The 25,868-nt window shown below is 39.6% G+C and carries 18 protein-coding genes and 1 other RNA gene; 12 read left to right on the plus strand and 7 right to left on the minus strand.

Annotation, left to right across the window (positions count from 1 at the left end; genetic code table 11):
* Nucleotides 1-11: 11 nt before the first annotated feature.
* From FCN25_RS02265 to FCN25_RS02290, 6 genes are all read right to left on the minus strand, one after another.
* A complete protein-coding gene (locus FCN25_RS02265) occupies nt 12-539 on the minus strand; it encodes a MotA/TolQ/ExbB proton channel family protein (RefSeq protein ID WP_137221618.1) in 528 nt (175 codons plus the stop codon).
* On the minus strand, nt 539-1,894 hold the full coding sequence (locus FCN25_RS02270; protein ID WP_137221620.1) for a MotA/TolQ/ExbB proton channel family protein: 1,356 nt from the start codon (nt 1,892-1,894) through the stop codon (nt 539-541). Before FCN25_RS02270 ends, FCN25_RS02265 begins: the two co-directional genes overlap by 1 nt.
* Nucleotides 1,894-2,676 carry a DUF3450 domain-containing protein gene (locus FCN25_RS02275; protein ID WP_137221622.1) on the minus strand — a complete coding sequence of 261 codons (783 nt, stop codon included), beginning with the start codon at nt 2,674-2,676 and terminating at the stop codon, nt 1,894-1,896. The genes FCN25_RS02270 and FCN25_RS02275 overlap by 1 nt, the downstream gene beginning before the upstream one ends.
* Nucleotides 2,677-3,057: 381 nt before the next feature.
* Nucleotides 3,058-4,020: a class I SAM-dependent methyltransferase gene (locus FCN25_RS02280; RefSeq protein WP_137221624.1), complete on the minus strand. Its 963-nt coding sequence runs from the start codon at nt 4,018-4,020 to the stop codon at nt 3,058-3,060.
* A 115-nt stretch (nt 4,021-4,135) separates the two neighbouring features.
* Nucleotides 4,136-6,745, minus strand: a complete 2,610-nt coding sequence (locus FCN25_RS02285; RefSeq protein WP_137221626.1) for a TonB-dependent receptor — start codon at nt 6,743-6,745, stop codon at nt 4,136-4,138.
* Nucleotides 6,746-7,486: 741 nt separating this feature from the next.
* Complete coding sequence (locus FCN25_RS02290) at nt 7,487-9,886, minus strand: DNA polymerase II (protein ID WP_254693709.1); 2,400 nt, start codon at nt 9,884-9,886, stop codon at nt 7,487-7,489.
* Nucleotides 9,887-10,000: 114 nt separating this feature from the next.
* On the opposite strand from FCN25_RS02290, the gene dinG reads away from it, so the two are divergent.
* The 6 genes from dinG (at nt 10,001) to FCN25_RS02320 (ending at nt 15,541) form a co-directional block, all read left to right on the plus strand.
* Nucleotides 10,001-12,076 (plus strand): ATP-dependent DNA helicase DinG, encoded by a 2,076-nt coding sequence (dinG, locus tag FCN25_RS02295; RefSeq protein ID WP_137227304.1) that lies wholly within the window; start codon nt 10,001-10,003, stop codon nt 12,074-12,076.
* 8 nt (nt 12,077-12,084) lie between these two features.
* Nucleotides 12,085-12,858 carry a TSUP family transporter gene (locus FCN25_RS02300; protein WP_137221628.1) on the plus strand — a complete coding sequence of 258 codons (774 nt, stop codon included), beginning with the start codon at nt 12,085-12,087 and terminating at the stop codon, nt 12,856-12,858.
* Entirely contained in the window at nt 12,855-13,517 is a 663-nt protein-coding gene (locus FCN25_RS02305) for a primosomal replication protein (protein WP_137221630.1), read from the plus strand. Before FCN25_RS02300 ends, FCN25_RS02305 begins: the two co-directional genes overlap by 4 nt.
* A 9-nt stretch (nt 13,518-13,526) precedes the next feature.
* On the plus strand, nt 13,527-14,225 hold the full coding sequence (locus FCN25_RS02310; protein WP_137221632.1) for a DUF2057 domain-containing protein: 699 nt from the start codon (nt 13,527-13,529) through the stop codon (nt 14,223-14,225).
* Nucleotides 14,226-14,229: 4 nt separating this feature from the next.
* Nucleotides 14,230-15,147, plus strand: a complete 918-nt coding sequence (locus FCN25_RS02315) for a histone deacetylase (RefSeq protein ID WP_137221634.1) — start codon at nt 14,230-14,232, stop codon at nt 15,145-15,147.
* Nucleotides 15,148-15,241: 94 nt separating this feature from the next.
* Complete coding sequence (locus FCN25_RS02320) at nt 15,242-15,541, plus strand: late competence development ComFB family protein (protein ID WP_137221636.1); 300 nt, start codon at nt 15,242-15,244, stop codon at nt 15,539-15,541.
* 47 nt (nt 15,542-15,588) lie between these two features.
* Here FCN25_RS02320 and ffs read toward each other — a convergent pair.
* An RNA gene (gene ffs, locus FCN25_RS02325) (signal recognition particle sRNA small type) lies at nt 15,589-15,686 on the minus strand.
* An 868-nt stretch (nt 15,687-16,554) separates the two neighbouring features.
* Here ffs and FCN25_RS02330 point away from each other — a divergent pair.
* From FCN25_RS02330 to FCN25_RS02355, 6 genes are all read left to right on the plus strand, one after another.
* Entirely contained in the window at nt 16,555-18,525 is a 1,971-nt protein-coding gene (locus tag FCN25_RS02330; RefSeq protein WP_137221638.1) for an OmcA/MtrC family decaheme c-type cytochrome, read from the plus strand.
* A gap of 95 nt (nt 18,526-18,620) precedes the next feature.
* On the plus strand, nt 18,621-19,610 hold the full coding sequence (locus FCN25_RS02335) for a DmsE family decaheme c-type cytochrome (RefSeq protein ID WP_137221641.1): 990 nt from the start codon (nt 18,621-18,623) through the stop codon (nt 19,608-19,610).
* Between the two features lie 10 nt (nt 19,611-19,620).
* Nucleotides 19,621-21,708 carry an MtrB/PioB family decaheme-associated outer membrane protein gene (locus tag FCN25_RS02340; RefSeq protein ID WP_137221643.1) on the plus strand — a complete coding sequence of 696 codons (2,088 nt, stop codon included), beginning with the start codon at nt 19,621-19,623 and terminating at the stop codon, nt 21,706-21,708.
* Between the two features lie 306 nt (nt 21,709-22,014).
* On the plus strand, nt 22,015-23,172 hold the full coding sequence (locus FCN25_RS02345; RefSeq protein ID WP_137221645.1) for a sugar diacid recognition domain-containing protein: 1,158 nt from the start codon (nt 22,015-22,017) through the stop codon (nt 23,170-23,172).
* Between the two features lie 129 nt (nt 23,173-23,301).
* Complete coding sequence (locus FCN25_RS02350) at nt 23,302-24,660, plus strand: GntP family permease (protein ID WP_137221647.1); 1,359 nt, start codon at nt 23,302-23,304, stop codon at nt 24,658-24,660.
* Nucleotides 24,661-24,681: 21 nt separating this feature from the next.
* Nucleotides 24,682-25,851, plus strand: coding sequence for a glycerate kinase (locus FCN25_RS02355; protein WP_137221649.1), 1,170 nt, complete (start codon nt 24,682-24,684; stop codon nt 25,849-25,851).
* The last annotated feature ends 17 nt before the right edge of the window (nt 25,852-25,868 follow it).

Below are 25,868 nucleotides of genomic sequence, written 5' to 3' on the forward strand. Positions count from 1 at the left end.
TCAATCTCTCTCTAGTGGTGAGGCATGCTGTCTTTTAGCTTTTGTAAACTGATTCTCATTTTTGAGTCTAAACGAGTGCTAAAGAAAACACCCGATAGCGCTGCAACCATTCCTGCCATTGTCGGCATTGTGGCCATAGAGATACCAGCGGCCATTAAACGAGCATTACTCGTCCCCTGAACTGCCATCACATCGAATACTGAAATCATACCGGTTACAGTCCCTAATAGACCAATCATTGGACAAATTGCCACTAGGGTTTTGATTAACAGCATACGTGCATTCAAATCTTGCTTCGCTTGGGATACCCAAGCTTCACGGATACGGTGAGCGTGCCAAGAAGTTGTTTCTTCTCTTGCTTCCCACGAGGCGATCACGGCTTGATGTTGCTTTGGTGATATCCAATTTAGATACCAGTAACGTTCAAGCATTAATACCCACATTAGGAATAGCACAGCTGCAACCAACCAGAGGACATCGCCTCCGGAGGCCATGAAGCCCCTGACGGAATCCCATACGTCCATCAGGATTAGCATCATTAGTCAGCCCTCTTCTCAGCATGTTCTGCAATAATACCAGCACTTTGCTCTTCAAGAACTTGAACAATTGATTTACTACGAGCAACAACGATTGCGTGTAACAACATTAGAGGCAACGCAGCAACAAGACCCTGTACAGTCGTAATAAGTGCCATAGAGATACCACCAGCCATCAATTTAGGGTCACCAGTACCGAATAACTGAATTGATTGGAAGGTTGCAATCATACCAGTAACTGTACCTAGTAGACCCATCATAGGAGCAATAGCAGCAATAACTTTAATGATTGAAATACGAGCTTCTAAAGCCGGCGTTTCTTTTAAGATAGCTTCATCAAGTTTCAACTCAAGCGTTTCAACATCAACATCTTTGTTTGACTGATAAACTTTAAGAATACGACCTAAAGCATTGTTACCAGGATTATCGATATTCTTACGTTGACGGTTAACTTTACCGCTAATAATAGTCAGAGTCACTAAACGCTCAAGAGCGATTATGGCACCTAATATTAATAGACCAATAATGATATAACCAATTGGACCACCCGCTTCGATACGATCTTCTAAGCTAGCTTTGTTAGTGAAGATGTTTAATAACACGCCACGAGCCGGATCAATATAGAAAGGAGCAACACCAGAAGTGATGTTTTCCCAATCAGCAACGGCACTAACTTGATAACCTTCAGGTTGTTGTGATAACTGCTGGATTAAGTTAAGTTCTGGCTTGTAAACAACATATTTGCCTTGAGCAGTTAAGTTAAATGGGCCAACACGATAAATCGGGGTGTCGATAACGTTGCCATCAATAGCCGTTACCGCACCATTGAACTTAACAACTTTCCCTGATTGAACCATTTCAAATAACTGAGCTTCCCAAAATTGCTCTAACTCTTCAATTTTAGGCAGTGATTTACGAGCACCTAGTTCAGCAATAAAAGTATCGCGACCAGGGTACTGAGCACTGATGTTAGACGCTGCTAATTTACCAGAAAAATCACCGGCTTCACCTTTAACAACACCAAACATTTCACCCAAGTCACCTTGAGCTGTTTTTAAGTCTTCTTCTAACTGAGCGATTTTACGTTCGTTGTCTAAGAATGCTTGGTTTAAATCTTTTCCACGTTGCTTTTCAGCAGCGAGAGCATTTTTTTCACGCTTAAGTAATGCCGCTTTGTCACCACGTTCAGCTTGAAACTCTCTTTCGCGCTTAGCGTTAGTTTTGCCTTCGCTTGCTCGATCGGCTTTAACTTGCTGTAACAGTTGACTGATAGTTTTTGGTGCATCTGCAGCAGAAACCATACCAGCTGTTAAAGAGAAAGTTGCAGCCAATAGCACTGTTGTAATTAACTTCTTCATTATTGTGCAGTCTCCGCAGCAGGAATTGGTAATGCGAATAGGTCTAGTGCGCCTTGCTTACGAGCAATGCGGATACCTTTAGTAATGTCACGTAGGTAGCTATCGTCTAACTTATTCCAAGACTTCGCTTCGGCATCGTACATCCATGCAATTTTCTGGTCTAAGCTTTGTGCATAAAGTGCCACTCTACCTAGGTTAAAGAAATCAACGAGCACTTCTTTACCATCTAGATCTAGTTTACCTGTATGAACAGCAACGAAGTTACCATACTCACGCTCGATGCTATATGCATCCAAGATAAGACGATATTTTTCTGCCAATGTAACTTCTGCAGTGTTAAGAATATCTTTTAAATTATTAACTCGGTTATGACGAACTTCCGAATTAAAAGGTAAATCTAAATTTACAAACTGTTCTAAGGCATCCACCATTTTAAACATTAATGGCACAACACCTTGGCGAAGTTTATCTACACCATTGATATCTGTTTGAATTAAATCAAGTGAATTTTGTTGATCAGCTACCAAGCCTGCAACGTAATCATTGTATGACTTCAATGATTCACGCTCATCAGCAACGCTGCCATACTCAAAAAGCATGTCTTGTGCTTGGTCAAAATATTTGTCGACTTTCTTTTGCGACGCAGCAGAAGCAGCATTTAGGCTGCTATCAGCTTTTTGTACGTCAGCTAGAGGATCTGCAACAACGAAGTTGCTACCAGCTAAAGCCAGAGCGCCAACAAGTGCAGTAGCGATTTTTGTTCTATTGCTTACCTTGGACATAGTTCCCAACCAATTTGAAGTGAATTAAAAAGTTCAACGAAGATAAAATAGTCATGATCTAAATTTGTTAATCAATACCATTTCACTAAGTACGTCTTTTTCTTGTGATTGTTAGTTTTTCTTCCCTTTTCTACGCTGATTAAGGCGCAGACCCGTTGGCATCATTTCACAAAATGTTGACCTGTGTCAACATTTGAAAAGTTTAAAAAGTACTATAAAGAGCTGTTAGAGGAAGCAATGTTTATGAAAGGTTAATAATTAAACATCTTCGACATAAATGTGTCGTAATTTAATGTTAATACAAAAATATTATACCATTTTATTCAGTTAGTTATAAAAAGAGAAGTCCACTCATATTTAGACTATTTATATAATTATTGCTTAATAATTATATTTTGAACCGTGTAAATACCAACCTAATACATCATTTTGTTCATTTTTTAATACTTTGAGTTCGTTTAAAATCATATTATTTTTAGGGAATTTATCCACAAAAGTTGCCAATTTAGACTCATCAAATGAAGCATTAACTAATTCGTTTAATCTTAGTCTTAACGTATCCATTTGTATTGTAATAAATTCAACAAATTCCAACTTTTTCGTAACAGACCAAAATAATCCAGCCTTAAAAAAATCAGCTACATAATGCATTAAATCAGAATCCTGTGCAGCCTCCTCATCAATATTTACTAATAATTTAATCAAATGATTAATTTCTGCTCTAATACTTTCACATTCTGGATCTTTCTTAATTCGCTCAACATCCCTTTTACTAGCTACTTGTCCCATGGAGGTGGCTATTCTTGCTAAACAGTTAATAAGCAAATTAACTTCTTTCTTTTCAATCAAGGCTAATATTCTTCTATTTCTATTCAAGATCATTGAACGATTATGGTGAAAAACGATGACAAACTGTCCATCATCTTTTAACACTCGAGATGCTTCATTAAGAGATTTTTCAACACTTGAATACTCAAAACCAAATTGAGATATATAAAGGTCAACACTATTGGCTTCAAAAGGAAGTTGTTCGCTGCGGGTATTTGACATTAAACTAATGTCGATATTGTTGCTATTTTGACTGTTAATGTTCACTAAATTTACTTCAGCCAAATCAACACCTATAACTTGCCCTGTTACTCCACTGGTTGATAATTCTTCACACAACAATAGGGGTAATGAACCATTGCCAGTACCTACATCGATGACCATAAAGTTTTCAACTAGGTTATTAAAGATCGGTTGCCAAACATTTTTCAGTACCCCCTGATAATTACCTGGTAACGCCTCACCGAATGAAGTTGTGTGTCCTTGCTGCCAATATTCACTCCAGTGACTATTCATTTGAATTCCTCTATTTATCACAACATATAGCTACATAATATACTAAATAAAAAGGCTCCCTAGGGAGCCTTTCTTGTATCTAATTACTAATAACTAATTACGAATTAATTAGAATTTAGAACTTTAATGTATAACTTGCACGATATTCACGACCGTAGTTGTTATATAGGTCAGCATTATCAAATGTACCTGCAGAACTTAACACAGGGTCTTCATCAGTTAGGTTGTTGATACCCAGTAATAATTGGCCATAGTTACCAGCATCATATACATAGCTTAAGTTATGTATCAACCAAGAATCCAAGTGACCAGTATCATCATCTTCATAAGTAGATGATGTATAGTTCATGTTCCAAGATACTCTATGGTCGCCCATACTGTAATTAGTTGTAAATACAGACTTATAGTCTGGTTGACCATTCCAACCTGAAGTATCTACAGCCTCAGAACCACCTTCAACTTCTTCTATGTATTCTAACACAAAGCTGTTGTTCCAGTTAAAGCCGATATCACCGATTGAGGTTTCAAACTTTGCGTTTAAAGCAACATCAACACCAGTAATTTCTAGCTTATCACCGTTACCGTAACCGGTACCAACTTCTAGTGCACGACCTAATGTACCATCTGCGCCATTTGGAGCACGTTCAACATAGAATGTATCATTTTCTGCAAGAGTACCAGCAGCAACACCACGCATTACATTTGTGATACTACGACGGCTAATTACATCATCAATGTTTAAGTTATAGTAATCAACCTTAATACCGATATCATCAACGATATCCCATGCAACACCTAAGTTGATATACTCAGACGTTTCAGGACCTAAATCCTTGTTAGCACTAATATAAGTATCATATTGTTTTTCACTACAATCACCAGCAGAAGTTCCTGCAGATTCACAGAATGGATAATCGATACCATCGTCAGCACTGAACGTAGTTGCTGCATATAACTGATCTAATGAAGGTGCACGGAACGCTTCTGAGTAAGATGCACGCACAACAACATTATCAAGAGCTTGCCAACGAACAGATGCTTTCGGTGCCACATTGTCACCAAAATCACTGTAGTCATCGTAACGAGCAGCAAGGTTTAATTCAATATCATCTGTTAACGGTAAAACCGCTTCATAGAACATTGCCCATACTTGACGATCTCCGCCAGCAGAGTTACCAGCACTACCACCAATTAGGCCAGCTTCTGACTGAGCGTCATACACTTCACTATACTGTTGGTCAAAATATTCCATACCTACATAGTGAGCAACTGCACCACCTGGTAATTCGAACGCATCAAAACCAATACCAGCACTATACTGGTCAAATGTTGCACTTCCTTGAGTTAAGGTTGTGGCTTTCATATTATTGATGCCAGCTTCAGAACCTAAATCAATGTCATTTGCTTGGTTGTAAGCAAGACCTGAATAGCTTAAGTAGTATTCACCAACAGACTTGTTGTCTGCAATATTATGGTGATAATAAACTTCCCACTCAGCATCATTTAGTGCACTAATAGTACCGCGTAAACCTGTTAGGTAATCTTGGTTGTAATCGTCTACGTTACCGTCACGAGTACCAATACCAACCCAACGGAAGTAAGCACTAGTCTCTTCACCGTATGGGTTATTTGGGTTGTCAGCTGACATACCATTCCAAACGGCTGCTGGAGGTGCATAACGACCAGTAGAGTTACCTTGAGTAACCATTACTCGGCTAAACCATTCGATGTCTTCTGCAATTTCATAGTTAGCATCAACATATACTGTATTACGTTCTGTAGATGCTTTGTTATAAGAAACGTTTGCATAAGCATACATACAGTAAGTTGACCCTGGGCTCCAATCGTTGTCAGCTGCAACAGTTTGGAATACATTTGATCCATATTCAGATTCTAAGTCATCACATAATAGTGATGCTTGTGTACCAGAAAAATCAGGAGCTGCTACAGTAGCGCCATAGATACTCCAACCAGCAGTTTCTTCATAAGCCTGGATGATGCCATCACCATTTACATCTGTCATGCTTGCTGAAGTATATGGACGGTCAGCATCAGAGATACCTTTACGGTCTTGATGGTCAAATGAGAAAGTAATGTTGCCTTTGTCCATTTGATAACCAGCGACAACCGAGAATTCTTTACTTGTTAGACCGCCGTCTTGGTCGCGTGAGCCACCACCAACGTTAAATTCAAGACCTTGGTAATTCTTTTTCATGATGATGTTAACAACACCAGCAATCGCGTCTGAACCATAAGTAGAAGATGCACCGTCAGTAAGAATATCAATACGTTCTACCGCAGCCATTGGAATTGCGTTTAAGTTAGCCGATGCACCACCTAGCGTTGGTGAACCTGGAAAACGCTTACCATCAATCAGTACTAATGTACGGCTTGAACCTGCACCACGTAAATTAATAGTTGCTTGAGATTGTGCAGAACTACCTGAACGTTCAGAAAAAGAACCGAATGAGTTCAAGTTACTGTTACGAAGTGCGTCAGCAACTGTAAAGTTACCTTCCATCTTCATATCTTCAGTAGTAATGGTTGTAATTGGAGAAGCACCTTCAAGGTCAGAACGCTTAATACGCGAACCAGTAACCTCAATACGTTCTACTTTTGCGCCATCTTCATCAGCAGCAAAAACTGCTGGTGAAGCGAATGCTGCCGCGGCAGCACCACTGATCAGTGCTAAACGCACTGATTTAGCTAATACGTTCTTATGCATTGTCTATCTCCCTGGATTTTATATATCTTTCTTATAATAACGACGGCCATTTTAGGCGTCTGTTGAATGAGAGAATGCAACATAAAACATTACAAACGCTCAATTACAGGTGTAATAAAATCACATTTGATACAACTAATCAACACTTGAAACACCGTAAGCACAAAAGTTAATCAAATGTAACTGCTTGTACTGTTCACAAATATGAACAAACTTTTAATTAACCCTTTTAAAACAATGCATTAAATGATTGTTAATTTCCCCGCATATATCCACCCCGTCGAACGACCAAACCTAACAGCATGTTTTAAAACACTTATTTCATAGTTAAGTGTTTTTTATTGCTTTCGGTTGACTTAAAAATGTTAAATGCTAATAAATAAGTAATTGCTTAACATCCCCCAGCTCAGATTATCAATAATCGTCTAATCGACTAGGTTTCTATTTAGCAGATAATAATGAAGCGAATCATTGCAGAAAAATTGTTTTTTCAAAGGATAGTAATCAAACATTAAAAATTTGCAGACTACAGAAATAGATATCCACTTAAGATAAGGAAGCTCATTACCGGAAATTGATTATTCTTCGCATGGAAATGTTTTAAAGCTCATTTGTCGATACCAAGATTTTTTTGATCAGACAACATCACATATAAGACAAACTTACTTTAATACGATAGGTAGGGATGATGGGGTTAATAATGAACAAATGACTATGATGTTAAAATTTTTTATCAGTTTGCTAGATTAATATCATTTGATTGTTTACTAGCGCATCGAAACTCTGACCACATAGTTGCAAGATGGGCTCTGCGATGGGTTGAATTTGTTTACTAATGTAATATTCATAATCGATATTATGTGGTTTTGCTTCAATTGCCTGTGCGCCAGTCAACGTCATAACGTATTTAATTTGTTGACCTTTACGAGTAACGTTTACGTCATCCAGAAGTTGAGCAAGCTGTTTGGCCGCTTTTACATGAGGGGATGATTTAGCGGTGTAATCTTCAACATTTCGCCTTAATCGCTTTTTGAAAATAAGCTCATTATCTCTAGCGCCACTTTTAATTGCCGCTAGCTCATTGCTCAAATAATCAATGACATCCTCGCCCTTGAAAAATAATTCATATAAATGATATTGCATTCTTCGCGCGATAGGGCTCCAATCACTTCTCACCTGCTCCATCCCTTTAAACGTCAGTTTTAATTGTTGAGCGTCGTTTAATACCGCACCGACATAGCGTTTTTTACTGCCTTCATCTGAACCTCTTAGCGTAGGCATAATAAATTGTTCGAAATGGGTTTCAAATTCGAGTTCTAGATAGCTGTCTAATTGATATTCATCTGCACACCATTCAAGCCAGCGTTGGGTAATCAATGTCGACAAGTATTCACCAATCGCTTGAATGTCGTTAATTCCATGATTATCCCCTAACCACACAAATGTAGAATCGGTATCGCCATAAATCACTTGATAACCACACTCTTCTATCCATTGTTTAGTCAGTTTCATTATCTGATGACCGCGCATGGTAATAGAACTGGCAAGTTTTGCATCATGAAATACACAACCTCGAGAGCCTAATACGCCATATAACGAGTTCATAATAATTTTTATTGCTTGTGATAAAGGTGCATTTTTATCGCGTTTAGCCCGCTCACGTTGTTCCGCTAAACTTGCAATTAACGCTGGTAAAATAGGCACGTTCCGACTGAATTTAGCGCCTAAATATCCATCCACTATAGTGTTATCAGCATTACAACTACTGGCGTGCAAACCTTCAACTAAACCTTTGGGATCGATAAGAAATGTTCTGATAATCGACGGATACAAGCTTTTAAAATCTAATACCAAAACATCTTTATAGTAGCCTGGGATAGATGACATAACATATCCGCCGGGACTCTCAAGCCCGTGACTAGCGGGATGAGCTGGCGCAACAAAGCCACTTCGATGTAAGTGAGGTAGATACAAATGATAAAATGCGGCAATTGATGCACCAACGCGACCAAACTCTAAGCCGGTTAACTTGGCTCGTTCAAGGGCAAAATCTAATAATTGTGTTTTTTCAAAAATATCCCACACCAAACGACAGTCCGTAAGGTTATAAAAAGCCAGTGCATTTTTGTCTGTTTCAAATAAATGAGTAATTTCTTGTCCACGATTTTCAACATGATCTATGGCTTTCCCTTCGGCTAATAAATGCCGCGAAACAGACTCTAATGAGAAACTATCAAATTGATAAAATGCCGCTTTAAGCCAATCAATACCATCCAGTACTACCCGTCCAGGTAAAGATAAGGTTTCAGGCCGATATTTGCCAGCCACTTTCCAGCTAAGTTCAGTATCACCTCGGCCGATGGTTAATGGGATTTGATGTAATAGGCAGCGTTTATACAGCAAAGCTAAGTCAAAGGTCACCACCGCCCAACCGATGATAATATCGGGGTCATAGTCACTAAACCATGCAATTAATCTCTGTATAAGCTCAACTTCATCCTTAACCCAAATAATGAACTCATGGCATTGTGCTTGTGGTTCGCCCACCATAATTACGCATTGATAATCTGTTCCATACAAACCGACCGAATAAAGTTCACCAGCAAAACTGCACTCAAAATCCAGTGAAACCATCTTCAAAGGAATATCAACAGGTTCGTTGGCGGGTATTTTTCTAGCCCGATTAATCTCTAATAAAGAAATTGTTGAAGTTGGATTACTATCTTGATAGTACCCTGAGCACTCTATATCTAAGGCAATAAACCGTTCGATAAGATAACGTTGTTCAGGTCTTATATCGGCTTCAAATAAAGTAATCCCAATATCATTAGCAATGCGACTGAGTAATTTTAATTGCGTATTTGATTTAAGATACAAGGCACTAATAGGCTCATGCTCAAAGCTCATCAATGATTTCGACTCAGCCTTAAGGGCAAAACCGACTTTTTGACTTAATTGATTAACATCTTGTTGACGACAAAAACATATCACTTCACTGTGATACAGCTCTGCGAGTACTGGTCCCTGAGCCGTTTTAATATAGTATTGAAGCACTAACTGTCCATGTCTATAAATGGCATGACGAGTTAATACTCGCCCCTTTACATAGTTGAGACTTGATGGGATATTTGCTTGCTTCACTATGGGTTCGAATTCCTGCACAAGTTTACTCAATTTGATTTATTACTTCGTGGCATGCTAATTCACTGTTATTATGTACAGCATAATTCAGTCTATGCAGAAATCATACTTCCTATGCTACCGGATAACATAAAAAGTCAAATTCGCACCATTTATAAAGAAATTGCCGCATCTATGCCACAATTTCGATCTCGTCGCGAACAAAACTATATGGTAGCGGAAATATCTAAAACCTTAGCGGGTGAGTATGACAAAGACCGTCGCATTATTGTGGTTGAGGCTGGTACAGGTATTGGTAAATCCTTGTCCTATATCTTAGGCGCTATACCTTTAGCGGTTGCCAGTAAAAAGAAAGTCTGTATTGCAACCGCAACCGTGGCACTTCAAGAACAATTGCTCCACAAAGATCTACCTCATTTTTTACAACAATCAGGTATAGAGTTTAAATTTGGTTTGGTAAAAGGTCGTCAGCGATACGTATGTTTAGCCAAACTTGAAGCCATGATAGGGGCACAAGACGGCTCACAAATGGCTATGTGGCAAACTAAGCCCGATCAAAGTCAAATAAACGAATTACAAAAACTGCATCAAGATTTTCATCAAAAACGTTGGAATGGTGAAATAGATACCTTAAAGCACCCTATTCCTGATTTTTTGTGGCAACAAATTTGCTGTGATAAGCACAGTTGTCATCGTCAAGTATCGGCGCATCATAATTGTCCGTTTCATAAGGCTCGTGAAGATGTTGATACTTGGGATGTACTCATTGTTAACCACAGTCTATTATTTGCCGATTTAGAGCTTGGTGGTGGCGTCATTTTACCAGAGCCAGAAGACATGTTTTATGTCATCGACGAAGCTCATCACTTGCCAATTGTTGCCAGAGACTTCTCCAGTGCTCAAGCCACACTTCGAGGAGCATGCGATTGGCTAGAAAAAACGTCTAAAACATGCTCTAAATTGCAAAATCAATTGAAAACAACTCATATTATAGCCCCAGTACAGGCAATGCTTGATCACATTACCGATTTAACAAACCTACTGACTCAAGTTGCTCATTATTGTGATACTCAACCACAGCTGTTTGCTAACCCTGAATCTCGGCTTCGTTTTGAGCACGGTCAATTACCGCAATCATTATTAATACAGGCAGAAAATCTTGCTACCGCATCGGGCTCTGCGGTGAAACAGTTTAATAAAGTGGTCTCGGTATTAAATGAAGCAATCAAAGATGGTGAAGTGCCTAAACATCAGTCGGAAGGTTTGTTGTCTGAAACCGGATTCATCTTACAGCGGCTAGATAACTTACATAAGTTATGGAAGATGATGGCTAAAGAGGACAGCAAAAAAGGTGCACCAATGGCACGTTGGGCAGAATTAATTACAGGTAAACAACAAGATTACTTATTTTGTTCATCGCCTATCGAAGTCGGCTTTATGCTGGAATCTATGTTATGGCAAAAAGCCGCTGGAGTGGTATTGTGTAGCGCAACACTTAGAGCGTTAAATAGTTTCAACCATTTTGCTCATCAAGTGGGATTATCAATGAACGATGGTAGTCGTTTTTTGGCCTTGTTATCCCCTTTCGATTACGAAAATAATGCGACCTTATTTATTCCTCAAATGGTGTGCGAACCTACTGACGAGAATTATACCGCTGAACTAGCACAACATATTGTGACTCTCATCGATGGTGAAATGGCGACGTTAGTGCTGTTTGCTTCATATTGGCAAATGGATAAAGTGGTTGAACTCGTCGAAGGGAAAATCCCAAAAGAGCTGCTTTTTGTTCAAGGTGCCATTCCACGTCAACAAATATTAGAGCAACATAAAAAGCGCTGTGATGAGGGACTACCCAGTGTTATTTTTGGTACCGGCAGCTTTTCTGAAGGTCTGGATCTACCCGGAGATTACTTAACAAACTTGATTATTACCAAACTTCCATTTGCGGTGCCTACCTCGCCAGTTGAACAAGCTCACGCGGAATATTTAAAAGTTAAAGGTGGTAACCCATTTTTACAGCTGACAATTCCCGACGCATCGCGTAAATTAGTCCAAAGTTGTGGCCGGCTCCTTAGAAAAGAGCAAGATTATGGCCGAGTCACTATTCTGGATCGCCGTTTAGTCACCAAACGTTATGGCAAATCATTAATTGATGCCCTGCCACCTTTTAGACGTGTTATCGAATAGGTATTGAGTTGGATTTATTATTAGACCCTAGCCATTGGGCTGTTTTAGCGGTCATTGGTATTATTGCTGGTTTTATTGATGCCATCGTTGGTGGCGGTGGACTGCTTTCTATTCCTGCATTACTCACCGTAGGCATACCTCCCCACTTGGCTTTAGGCACCAACAAACTAGCAGCATGTTTTGGATCACTGACCTCAAGCTATACATTTTATAAACAACATTTATTTAACCCTAAAATATGGAAACCCTGTCTTTATGCCACGTTTATAGGTTCGATCGCAGGGTGTATTTTAGTGTTTTTAATTGACCCCAAATGGCTTGAAAAAATTCTACCACTGCTCATTATTAGTATTGCTATTTATACCTTGTTAAGTCCTAAAGCAATGGGTGACAAAAATATTACGCTTCCTAAATTGCCATCACCAACAAATAAACAAATTAGCCAAGGTTTTATTTTGGGTGGATACGATGGATTTGCAGGACCTGGCATAGGCGCTTTTTGGACCATATCGTCTATTTCACTTTACAAACTGCCCCTGTTGCACAGTTGTGGATTAGCCCGTGTGATGACAGCAGTGAGTAACATTACTGCGTTAATTATCTTTGCCTCAATGGGGCAAGTTCATTGGATACTGGGTTTATGGATGGGTGTATGCATGATGGCGGGATCATTCATTGGCGCTAGAAGTGCAATTAGATTCGGAATACCTTTTATTAAACCCATATTTATTATTATGGTATTGTCGATAGCAGTCCATCTAACGTGGAGCGCATGGGCATGAACACCCAACAATTAGTATCAATGTTAAAACAGCAACTCGCGCAGCTTGAACAAGATGCATTAATTCATGACCAAAACTTAGCACCTTCACAGCGTAAATCATTACAAGAAATTGAGCGATTTAACAGCCAATTATTTGCTCAACAGGGGGCTCAACTAAGCCCTTGTATTGCACAGTTACGTCAAGACATTAAACAGCTAGAAAAACAACTATTCCTTAAGTTGGGTAGCAATGTTATCCAACTCAGTTGCGATCGTATTCAAGACAGATTTAGTGCATTACGCAGAGCATTACTCACTACCGACATAAATCTTAAATCTGAAGATCAGCGAAAAGCCAGTAATCGGGCTAGATATGCAAAAAAACAGCAACAAGCAGTACAAGACAGTGGATTTGGTTGGATAGCCAGTAATATCATGCAAAATAGCCATCAACTCTATGCCGAACTCAATAAACATTTAAATTGGGCTAATAAAATAGAGCAAAAAATTCAACAATTGGAAGCAAGTCTTGAATTCTGTCATAGTGATGACAAAATAAAATTGCAAAATGATATCCTTATGATGCATCGTCGTTTAGGAAAATGTAAACAAGCAACCAGTTATATTGAAGAGCGAATTCAACTTTTTGAAAAGCCTCGCCAAAGTTACCCACGTTAAGGAGAAACAATGAAATCTTTATTTACCGCTAGTGCGCTTTTGGCATTGTTGACATCATCATCAGTCTTAGCTGCTAATATAACCATCCCCATGTCTTTTGAGTATTTAGCACTTGATGGTACAGAGGTTGAGACCAGCATGTTTAACCATCAATCTGATCTAGCATTGACTAATGGCACCCATAAAATTGCGGTTCGTTACCACGATGTAGTTGAGGATTCCTTTAGTGATAGTCAATCCTTTGTAAAATCAAGCCCATTAATTATAACGTTGACTGTTGATGGTGATCATCAATACCTATTGCAACCAGCTGAAGGTAATGTAATTAAAAAACCTAAATCATTTGCAAAAAAACCGCAAATCATTATTAAGCGTCAAGACAATGCGGCTGTGACTTACACCGTAGAACAAACCAGTTTTACTGAAGATTCACTTCTTACGAGTCTATTTAATAAAAAAAATCAGCATGATATTGAAACTTTATCAGCTTCCGCTACTGGTGACGGTAGCCAAGCAATACAAGCTGTCGAGATCAAATCAGACATTGAATCTGCAACAATGGCACCTGTTGCTGCACCTATTATTTCAACTGCAACTACACAAAAATCAACCCCTGCACAAGCTGAACAAATGTTGCAGTATTGGTGGTTACAAGCCGATGAAAAAACACGTAAAGAATTCATGGGCTGGGCAATAAAGCAACTGTAAGCTTATGTCGATACCTTTTGTATATCACGCCAGCTATTCAAAGCTGGCGCTACCGAGCACCCATCGCTTTCCTACTACCAAATATCATAATTTGTACCAACATGCGCTCAAACAACATTTATTGTTTGAGCGTTATCGGCATATCCCTTCGCCAATAAGTATAGACATGCTTTATGGCGTGCATTGCCCACAGTATGTCGACCAATTTATCAATGGCACGTTAGATCACAAAGCTCAGAGGCGTATCGGGTTCCCATGGAGCACTGAGTTAGTCACCCGTACTTTACATGCCGTCAATGGAACTCGCTTATGTGTTGAGTTGGCACTTAAACATGGAATCGCAGTGCATTTAACGGGTGGTTATCATCATGCACATTATGACTTTGGTAGTGGTTTTTGTATTTTTAATGACTTAGTCATTGCCGCTAAATCAGCCATTGAATCTGGAGAAGTTGATAAAGTACTTATTTTTGATTGTGATGTTCACCAAGGGGATGGAACAGCGACACTCACACAAGGTGACCCTAACATCATTAGCTGCTCAATCCACTGCGCAAAAAATTTCCCATCAAGAAAACAACAATCTGACTACGATATTGATCTCGATAAAGGCTGTACCGACACTCGTTATCTGGAACATATACAACAAATATTGCCTTACCTGATCCGTCTCCATCAACCTGATTTGATTATTTATGATGCTGGTGTCGATATCCATCAAGATGATGACTTAGGATACTTCTCGATTTCAAATCAGGGTATTCTCGATCGAGACAAACAAGTAATATCAATAGCGAAAACGCATAACATCCCACTTGCAGCAGTGATAGGTGGAGGCTATAGTCGTAGTGAAACAGAATTAACGCTCCGACATAGTCAATTATTAATTGCAGCAAATGAATCATGGTTATCAACCCAGTAAGCCACGGCTTACTAAAGCACCACCGAGCTAATATCAATACTCCCGACATTACAGTTGATGTCGATAAATCAAACAATCTCAATGGAGCGTAATAATGCAATTAGAAATCCGAAACTATTATGAAGTTCTATTAATGGAAATGCTGAGAGATGGGGGCTTAATGGAAGAGCTACCAGAAGAATACTTAGCTGACTTATGCTGCGTGACATTAAATCAGTTACCTGTAAGGTACATTCGACATTTAGTTGATACGTATTTCTTTGAAAATTATCAAGAGCTGGCACAAATGAAAACAGAGATAAGTGAAGCACTTGAACGTTCGAGACAATTCCTTAAAGTGAATTTGCAAAAACGCTTACAAGAAGAAGCTGATCTGGCTGCGGCACAACAATAATAAAATGATCGATTAGATAAAAAATGGTACGGGGAATATTGGAGGTTCCCCTAGAGCCGACACCCCGGCACATGAGTCACTTGCTGCGGTTGCTCCCTTCCAGGCCTGGCCGAGTTCACAAGTTATCATTGCGGGGGGACCCTAGGGTCACCATTGATTTCCGAATCATAAAAAAACAGCTTATGTCTCAGAACGAGGCGATTATCCCCTAACCCATTGGCTTGATCAAGCCTTAATCTTAATAAGTTCCCAATCCTCTACCTAACTGCACAATACTTAACCTCAACGAGAGATAAGAGATAGGTTAACCGTTAAAAATGAGTTTATTTTTTTAATTAGGTATACCAGTAAGGCGTAACTCACTGGTTATCGTCTTTGTGCTGTCATCCCATTAAGTAAACAGATACTGCTTGTTTGACGTAACATACGGTTAATCGTGTCACTAAAAAGGTAATTGTAATTGTTGATACTGCTATTGATGGTTTAGGTGCTAATTATACTTGATACAATTCTAGAGGCCGCAGAACAAAAGAAGACTATTGCCTTTGTGTTATGAAAGAGTTTAATGGCACCTATATATCAATATGACATTTCACAATTCTCCTTCTATTTTGGCTAATGTAACACCTAAATTGATACCAGTATTCAAGTGATATCCGCCTAATTTATAAGTAAAGACAAATATGTTTTCATAAATTTGGACTTTAATAAAATGTATAAACATTTAACCTTTATGTATCAATGTAACTGTTGTTTTATCGACTAATTTTCTCAACTTAATCCTAAAATATTATTTTTTGCGAACAATCAACTCCTATGAATTCAGCATTTAATATACCTCTTAATTAATAGGCCGATCATCATCACACTATTACATTCGAGTTAAAGACGAGTGGGTGTTTGTAAAGTAATATTATGGCTGGGAAATTTAATTCCAACATCAACTTAACTGAACAAGATAATTGCAGAACATACTGCCAGTAAGTTAGACGGATGACCTTTGCAGGGAAAATATGATGAATACAAAACACAAAAAAATGGCATTGGTATTTGCAATGTCAGCTTCAATGACATTGGTAGGTTGTGGCGGAAGCGATGATAATGTAGCTGAAGTGACGACCCCAGACACCTCTGGCAGCGAACCTGCTGCAGCCATCACAGCATTGAACTTAGACATCACCAAAGTCACTTACCAAGACAATAAGCCGACGATAGAAGTATTTGCTACCAATTCAGAAGACCTCCCTGTAGTAGGCCTTACCGAACTCGAAGTTAAGAAAGTCGTTCAGCTTATCCCTGCTGGCGCAAGTGGTGCAGGCAACGCAGCTCAATGGCAATATATTGGCTCACAAGAAACATTTACCGATAACGCTGACGGAACGTATAGCTTTACGATAGATGTTGAAGGTTTTAATCCAGAGTTAACGCAAAGATATAATGTGATTGCCAGCGCGTCTACTTTACAAGATGGCACAACCACAGTCCCTCTCACCGAATACACCGAAGATTTTGACGGTGAAGGCTTTACGGCTAAATACACTAAAAACATTGTGAGTGGAACGTCGTGTAATAATTGTCATGCAAAAGGCGAGGTGATTTATCATCACTATACTGATTTAGAAACCTGTACTTCATGTCATACTGGCGAATTGGCCATTGAAAGAGGCAAAGTTCAAGATGATTTTAGCCACTTAATCCATAATGTTCATAACGATGCCAAAATGTATGGCAAGAACATGGATAAAAGTGCTGAAACAGCATATAAAATAGTGCAAGATGATTGCTCTAATTGTCATGTAGACTCAGAACAACTCAGTGAATCGGGTAACTGGACACGTATTCCAACCATGGAAACCTGTTCAAGCTGTCATACGGATATTGATTTTAAAACGGGTCAAGGGCATTCACAACAAGTCGATAACTCAAATTGTATTGCATGTCATAATGCTAGCTGGACAGAAGAGTTACACACTGCAACCTTTACTCAGAAAAAAGCATTTATCGACTCATATGGCATGAGTGCTACCCTAACAGCAAATAAAGCCAGTACTGACGATAAATCTGCAACCTTATCAGTAACTATTTTAGATGCTAAGGGTGCAGCAGTTGATGCCACAAGTTTAGTGAGCAAAATTCAACGTCTTGAAACAAACACTAACGTTGGCCCTAACTTCCCTATCATGGGATATAACGCTAGCCCAGGTAACGGCTTAGCCAAAATCAGCAAAGACTTTATCTCCGCGGGTGAATTACAAACTGATGTCAGTATTGAATCAGGTAAGTTGGTATACAACATCGCATCACTACCATTTGGTGCTGATGATACCGATACCGCATTTAGCTTTATCGGCCTTGAAATGTGTAACGACGGAGTCCAAGCAATTGATTGTGGCGATGACGTAGCGACCACTAGTATGAAAGCCGAGCTAACATTTGGTACTTTATCAGGGGATGCCCCAAGCTATCGTCACATCGACTCGGTTAATTATGGCTCATGTGATAATTGTCATGGCGACACCTTTGAATTACATAAAGGTCACCATGCTGGCTTTGTGATGACAGAGCAATTAGCTCGTGAACTCAACGGTGAACTCACAGTTGGTTTGGATGCTTGTGTAGTTTGTCATACACCTGACGGCACATATGCTTCTGGTGCGAATCAAGGCGCAATTGAAATGAAATTGCACAGTGTTCATGGTGAACAAGGTATTATTAAAGAGTGTACCCAGTGCCACAATGACTTTAATCTTGATGCATTCAAAGTTAAAGGTGCACTAGCAACTTCAGCAGGTCTTTATACAACACCTATTACCGCGACATGTGCTTCATGTCATGGATTTGACACGATAAAACAACATGTTGAACTCCAAGGTGGTGCAGTTGTTAACGGTAGTTACCAACAAGCCAATGATGCTGCGCAATTAGAAACCTGTTTCGACTGCCATATACCTACCATTGAAAATCACAACCAAGTGAAACTTTAATTTGTCCATTGAGAGAGGAGCTCAGCTTCTCTCTCATGTTATGACTTACGTTATTAATCAGTGACTATTAAATGGACAAATCAGGAAGTCGACTTATGAAGACCACACATCAAATTAATACACTATTTTTCGCCCTACTCTGCCTCACCGCTTCGTCTGTATTTATCTCGAATAATGTACAAGCAGCAAAGTGGGACGCAAAAATGACGCCGACAGAAGTTGAAGCCACTTTAGATAAGAAATTCGCCGAAGGTAAATATTCACCTAAGGGCGCTGACTCATGTTTAATGTGCCATAAAAAGTCAGAAAAAGTGATGGCCATCTTTAAAGGTGTACATGGCTCAATTGACTCTTCAAAAAGCCCAATGGCAGGATTACAGTGCGAAGCTTGTCACGGCCCACTTGGCAAACATAATCGTGGCGGTAAAGAACCCATGATCACATTTGGCCCAACGTCAACACTCTCTGCAGACAAACAAAATAGTGTTTGTATGAGTTGCCATCTCGACGATAACCGCATGTCTTGGAACAGCAGTCATCACGCCAATGGCGATGTAGCTTGTGCGTCTTGCCATAGTGTACACGCAGAACACGACCCTATATTGTCAAAGCAAACTGAAATGGAAGTGTGTACGAGTTGTCATGCCAAGCAAAAAGCCGACATGAATAAGCGCTCAAGTCACCCAATGAAATGGAATCAAATGACGTGTAGTGACTGTCATAATCCTCACGGCAGCATGAGCGATGCAGATCTAGTTCAGCCTACTGTAAATGAAACCTGTTACTCATGTCATGCAGAAAAGCGCGGTCCTAAATTATGGGAGCATGCACCTGTTACCGAAAATTGTGTTAATTGCCATAATCCACACGGTTCAGTTAACGATGCCATGCTCAAAACGCGTGCACCACAATTATGTCAGCAATGTCATGCAGGTGATGGGCACACCAGCAATGCTTATTTAGGCAACACTGACATGGGCTCAACTGTAAATGGTAGCGCCTTTACTGGTGGTCGTAGCTGTTTGAACTGTCATAGTCAAGTACATGGTTCAAATCATCCATCTGGTAAGTTATTGCAACGCTAAGGAGAAATATATGAACACTAAATTAAATCTTATCACCTTAGCGTTACTGACTAGCACCAGCTTTGGCCTAATGGCAGATGGTTACAGTCTTGCAAACGCTAAAACTGAAAACGTTAAGTATTCAGCATGGAAATGTAAAGGGTGTGCAGTCGATACAGGTACCACTGGTACTGTAGGTGTCGGCGTCGCTTACAACAGTGAAGACGATATACATTCAGCAAACGCTTTTCATAGCAGTAATCAAACTGCTGGCAAAGTTGATGCTGATATTAAATATAATGGTGAGAATGGCTATCAAGCAAAGGTCACTGCCTACAACATGGGCATGGACAATGGCCGCATGGACGTTGAAGTCGGTAAGCCCGGAACCTATCAACTCAATTTAAACTATCGCGCTATTGAGACTTATAAAAGTAACAATGCCTTAAGCCCTTATCAAAATATCGGCAGCGATGATCTTACGCTAGCAAGTAATTGGGTCACTGCAGGTTCTACTCCAGATATGCCAATGCTATCGAGCAGTTTAACGCCTTTTGAACTGTCGCTAAAACGTGAACGGGCAGGATTAGGTTTTGAATATCAAACTGAATCACTGTTTACTACCTACGTTAACTTTCAGCGAGAAGAGAAAACCGGAAACAAAATTGCTTCAGGTAGCTTCTTCAATCAATCAATCATGCTCGCAGAGCCCGTTGATTACACTACTGACGTTTTAAACGCGGGAATAAAACTGGGTGGTAAGAATTGGTTTACCAGCTTAAATTACACCGGTTCGGTATTTAATAACAACAACCAAGAGCTTGGTTTTGACAATGCGTTCAATCCTACTTTTGGTGCTCAAGATCACGGCTACATTTCACTTGATCCAGATAATGAATCACATACCATTTCATTAATGGGCCAATATAATGATTCTATTACCAGCTTCAGTGGTCGCTTGCTCATTGGCCAAATGACTCAAGATCAGCAATTAACGGATATAGGTTATGGCTACTCGTTACCCGCTGAGAGTATTGATGCCAAAGTTGACATCACTGGCATGACATTAAAAGTAGTGAATAAACTGAGCCGAGGATGGCGTCTTACTGGTAGCTACGATTATAACGATAGAGAAAACAACACCAATATAGAGCAGTGGACTCAAATTAGCATTAATGATGTAACCGGTGAATTGGCTTACAACACGCCATACGATCTCACCACGCATCGTGCTAAATTATCAACTGACTATCGTATTAGCCATGATATTAAGCTTGATGCTGGTTACGATTTCGAAAGAAATGAACGCAGCTATCAAGACCGTGAAAAAACCGATGAGAATGATCTTTGGGCGCGTATACGCCTAAATAATTTTGACATGTGGGACATGTGGCTTAAAGGTAGCTTTAGTCAAAGAGATGGTTCTGAGTATCAAGCATCGGAGTCATCATCGTCTGAACAAAACTCACTGTTACGTCGATACTACTTGGCCGATCGTGATCGCACTCAAGTTGAAGCGCGGTTTAATCACACTCCAATTGATAACTTAACTGTCGATTTTGGTGTTCGTTATGCCCTTGATGATTATACCGATACTAACATCGGCCTAACCGAGTCAAAAGATACCAATTACGATATTAATCTTAACTACATGGTTAATAGCGATATCAATATCAATACATTTTATAACCATCAAGTGATTAAATCAGAACAATCTGGCAGTTCCAACTTCAGTATAGCCAATTGGCAAGCCAATATTGAAGACACTGTCGATGTTGTCGGAGCAGGTTTAAGCTACAATAATTTAATGGATAGTCGTTTACGACTAGGATTAGATTACACCTACTCAGACTCAGACAGCACGACCCAAGTTAGACAAGGTATTACCGGTAATTACGGTGACTATTTTGCCAAAGTGCATAACGTGAATGTGTACGCTCAATATCAAGCCACTGAAAAAATGGCCTTCCGCATTGACTACAAAATGGAAAAATATCTTGATAACGATGATGCTAATGATCTTGAAGTCGATACCATTTGGAACGTAATGAGTTTAGGTAATTTACAACATGACTACACGGCGCATATGATCATGCTCAATGTTCAATATACATTGTAAATGACATATTTTTCGTAAGAAAAGTAATTGCACCTGTAACATTACGCCAACCTGATCTAGGTTGGCGTTTTTATAGCGCTTCTTTTAATAAGAACCAAAAGTTGAATATATAAAAATACCTTAACAAACGGTGTTAGCATGGCATTAATATCTCAATTAACCTTATGGTCTTATACTGAAGATCACTAGGCCATAACCTGACGTATAAATATTTAAATATCAAACTATTTATACGTCAACGGCATTCAACTGCGTAATCTACATCATGTATTATCACATACCATTATTTACCGCTCAGAGGAATTCATGTTTCAGATTGACACACTAATTGCCGCTAAGATTGTTGACCGAACCATGAAAATTATTGGCCATAATATCAATGTAATGAATGCTCAAGCAGTTATATTGGGATCAGGTGATGTTGAACGAATTGGCACTATACATGAAGGCGCATTATTGGCTATTAGCCAAAACCGTAACGTTGAGATCAGTCAAACTATCGCTTCAAATCTACAAGGGGTAAAACCTGGGCTTAATTTACCATTGCATTATCAAGGTCAAGTTGTCGGTGTGATTGGCATCACAGGCGAACCCGATACGTTAAGTCACTATGGTGAATTACTTAGAATGACCGCAGAAATGATTGTCGAGCAAGCCAATTTGCAAGAACAGTTACAATGGCAAAATCGTCAAAAAGAAGAGTTTATTTCACAACTCATCCATGCTAACGAACAAGACTTAGTTTCATTAAAGCAATGGGCATTGCAATTAGGTATTGATTTAAGCGTACCAAGAGTCGCTGCAATTATCGAATTAGATAGTAATAACCCACTATATCAACAAGATAATCAAGCATTAAAACAAGTCCTGTATTTATTACAAAACCCTGTACGCGATAATTTAATTGCCATGACTTCACTAACACAATTAGTGATTTTAAAACCTGCGTTTTTAGACGGAAAACAATTTGACCCAGAACTCGAAAATCAACGCATCAACCAATTACTCAAACGCTTACCCGCAAACATGCAACTTAGTCTACATATATCGTTAGGCCATTATTTTAGCGGTGATTTAGGTATCAGTTACTCTTACCGCACCGCCAAAGAAACCATGGATATTGGCAAAAAATTACACCCAACAAAAAGCAAATATTTATATCAAGATTACAGCTTGCAAGTGCTTTTATCAGGCTTACGTCACCACTGGCGAGGTAATGCCCTTGCCGGGCCTTATATGAAACTGATTGAAGTGGACAAAAATCTACAACTGCAAAAAACCCTTGCCGCTTATCTTGAACATATGGGGGACATACAAACCTGTGCTAACAGCTTGTTTATACATCGAAACACATTACGTTACCGATTAGATAAGATTCAAACCATCACCAATATCGATTTACACAGTTTTAATGGCTTACTGAGTCTCTATTTAGGTCAGCTAATACATCAACCTAACGCCTAATTGTGCAATGGCACAAAAATAGTCACGAATTGTATATTTATCAGTTCCGATGAACAAAGTAATTTATTATTAATGGTTTACTATGATGAATACTAAACCACTCCTACAAAAATAAATAACGAGTACTCTATGGGACTAATCTTGATCTTACTCGGCGTGATAGCATTCATTGTCATCGCCACCTCCAAATTTAAACTACATCCTTTTTTAACCCTTATTCTAGCGTCATTTATCACCGCATTTGCCTATGGCTTACCCACCAATGACATTGCCAAAATTATCACTGGTGGTTTCGGTGGGATTTTAGGTTATATCGGCTTAGTCATCGTATTAGGTACGATTATCGGTACTATTCTCGAAAAAAGCGGCGCGGCAATTACCATGGCCGATGTGGTCATTAAACTGTTTGGCCAGCGTTTTCCAACCCTAACCATGTCAATGATTGGATATTTGGTGTCGATACCTGTTTTCTGTGATTCAGGTTTTGTTATCTTAAATTCATTAAAACAATCGATGGCTAACCGTATGAAGGTGTCACAAGTTTCCATGAGTGTCGCACTAGCAACAGGGTTATACGCTACTCATACTTTTGTGCCTCCTACTCCAGGTCCTATCGCAGCGGCAGGGAATCTAGGGCTTGAGTCGCAACTAGGACTCGTAATAGCTGTAGGTGTGTTTGTAGCAGCGATTGCCGCTTTTGCTGGTATGTTATGGGCCAACCGTTTTGCTAATGAGGAACCAGATGGAGAAGGCGCAGAGGAACTTAAGCTGTCGCAGCAAGATTTTGATGAACTAAAAAAAGTTTATGGCGAGTTACCTAGTCCAATAAAAGCATTTGCACCTATTTTTGTCCCTATTATTTTTATTTGTTTAGGTTCAGTGGCTAACTTTCCTTCAAAACCGCTTGGACAAGAAAGCTTATTCAATATGTTAGTCTTTTTAGGTCAACCCGTTAATGCCTTAATGATTGGCTTACTGTTATCGTTATTTTTGTTAAAGAGTAACGAAAAAATTAAAGAATTTAGTGAACGTATTGGCCATGGATTAGTTGTCTGCGCGCCCATTTTATTAATCACTGGTGCTGGTGGTGCATTTGGCGCGGTATTAAAAGCCACTGAAATTGGTGTGTTTCTTGGTAACGGTTTATCAGGATTAGGTGTAGGTATTTTTATGCCGTTTATTGTTGCAGCCACACTGAAATCAACCCAAGGTTCATCCACTGTTGCCTTGGTCGCCACGTCTGCATTAGTGGCACCATTATTAGGCGATATTGGTTTAGCTTCAGAAATGGGTCGAGTATTAACCGTAATGGCTATTGGTGCAGGAGCAATGACAGTTTCACATGCCAATGATAGCTTCTTCTGGGTAGTAACTGAGTTTAGTCACATGAGCGTTAAACAAGCTTATCGGGCCCAAACAATGGCGACCTTGATCCAAGGTATCACGGCGATGATTACCGTTTATCTGTTGAGCTTATTTTTACTGTAAATTATTAATCAGAGCCTTATTATGAAGATTGTTATTGCACCAGATTCATTTAAAGAAAGCTTAAGCGCGCTCGAAGTGGCCAATGCCATCGAACAAGGGTTTAAGGTTATCTTTCCTGATGCAGAATATTGCAAAGTGCCGATGGCCGATGGCGGCGAAGGAACAGTACAAGCCATGGTTGATGCCACCCAAGGAGAGATTATCAACCTCACGGTCACAGGTCCTTTAGGATTACCTGTGGATGCATTTTATGGCGTGTTAGGGCAACTTGATGAAGCTGGAAACCAAACTGCGGTCATAGAAATGGCCGCGGCATCGGGCTTACACCATGTGCCGTTAACCCACCGTAATCCGTTATTAACCACCAGTTTTGGTACTGGTGAGTTAATTGTTGATGCATTGAATAGAGGCATTAGACATATCATTTTAGGCTTAGGAGGCAGTGCGACTAATGATGCAGGCGCAGGAATGATGCAAGCATTAGGCGTAAAACTTAGCGATATTGCTGATGCACCGCTGCCTTTTGGGGGCGCAGCCCTCAACACCTTGCATCAAATAGATATTCAATCGCTTCATCCCGCAATTAAAGATTGTGTCGTTGAAGTGGCATGCGATGTCGATAATCCATTATGTGGACCAAGAGGTGCCAGTGCTATTTTTGGCCCACAAAAAGGGGCCACAACTGAGATGATAGAACAACTCGACCAAGCTTTAGAATATTTTGCCCACACCATTAACCAGCAACTTGGCCAATCAATGAATACTTATTGCCGATTACATCCTGGAGCTGGTGCAGCTGGAGGCATGGGGTTTGGCGTGATGGCGATATTAAATGCATCCTTAAAGCCTGGGGTCGATATTGTCACCAAAAGCGTTAAACTGGCGGAGTATTGTCGCGATGCTGATTTAGTGATCACTGGCGAAGGTCGTATTGATGGCCAAACGGTATTTGGTAAAACCCCTATGGGAGTACTTAACGTGGCTAAGCTGCAAAACATTCCCGTTATTGGCATTTCTGGATGTCTTGGCCAAAATGCAGATGCTATTTTAGTCGAAGGCATGCACGCAATTTTCCCCATTATTCCAAGTTTACAACCATTAGAACAAATATTGTCTGAAGCCCAAATCAATTTAACCAATACTGCACGAAATATTGCGGCAATTATGTCTCTTTCATTGGTTAAAAAGTAATGTTATCCAGCACAAAT

It is taken from the genome of Shewanella sp. MEBiC00475, assembly GCF_005234075.1.
Classification (GTDB): domain Bacteria; phylum Pseudomonadota; class Gammaproteobacteria; order Enterobacterales; family Shewanellaceae; genus Shewanella; species Shewanella polaris.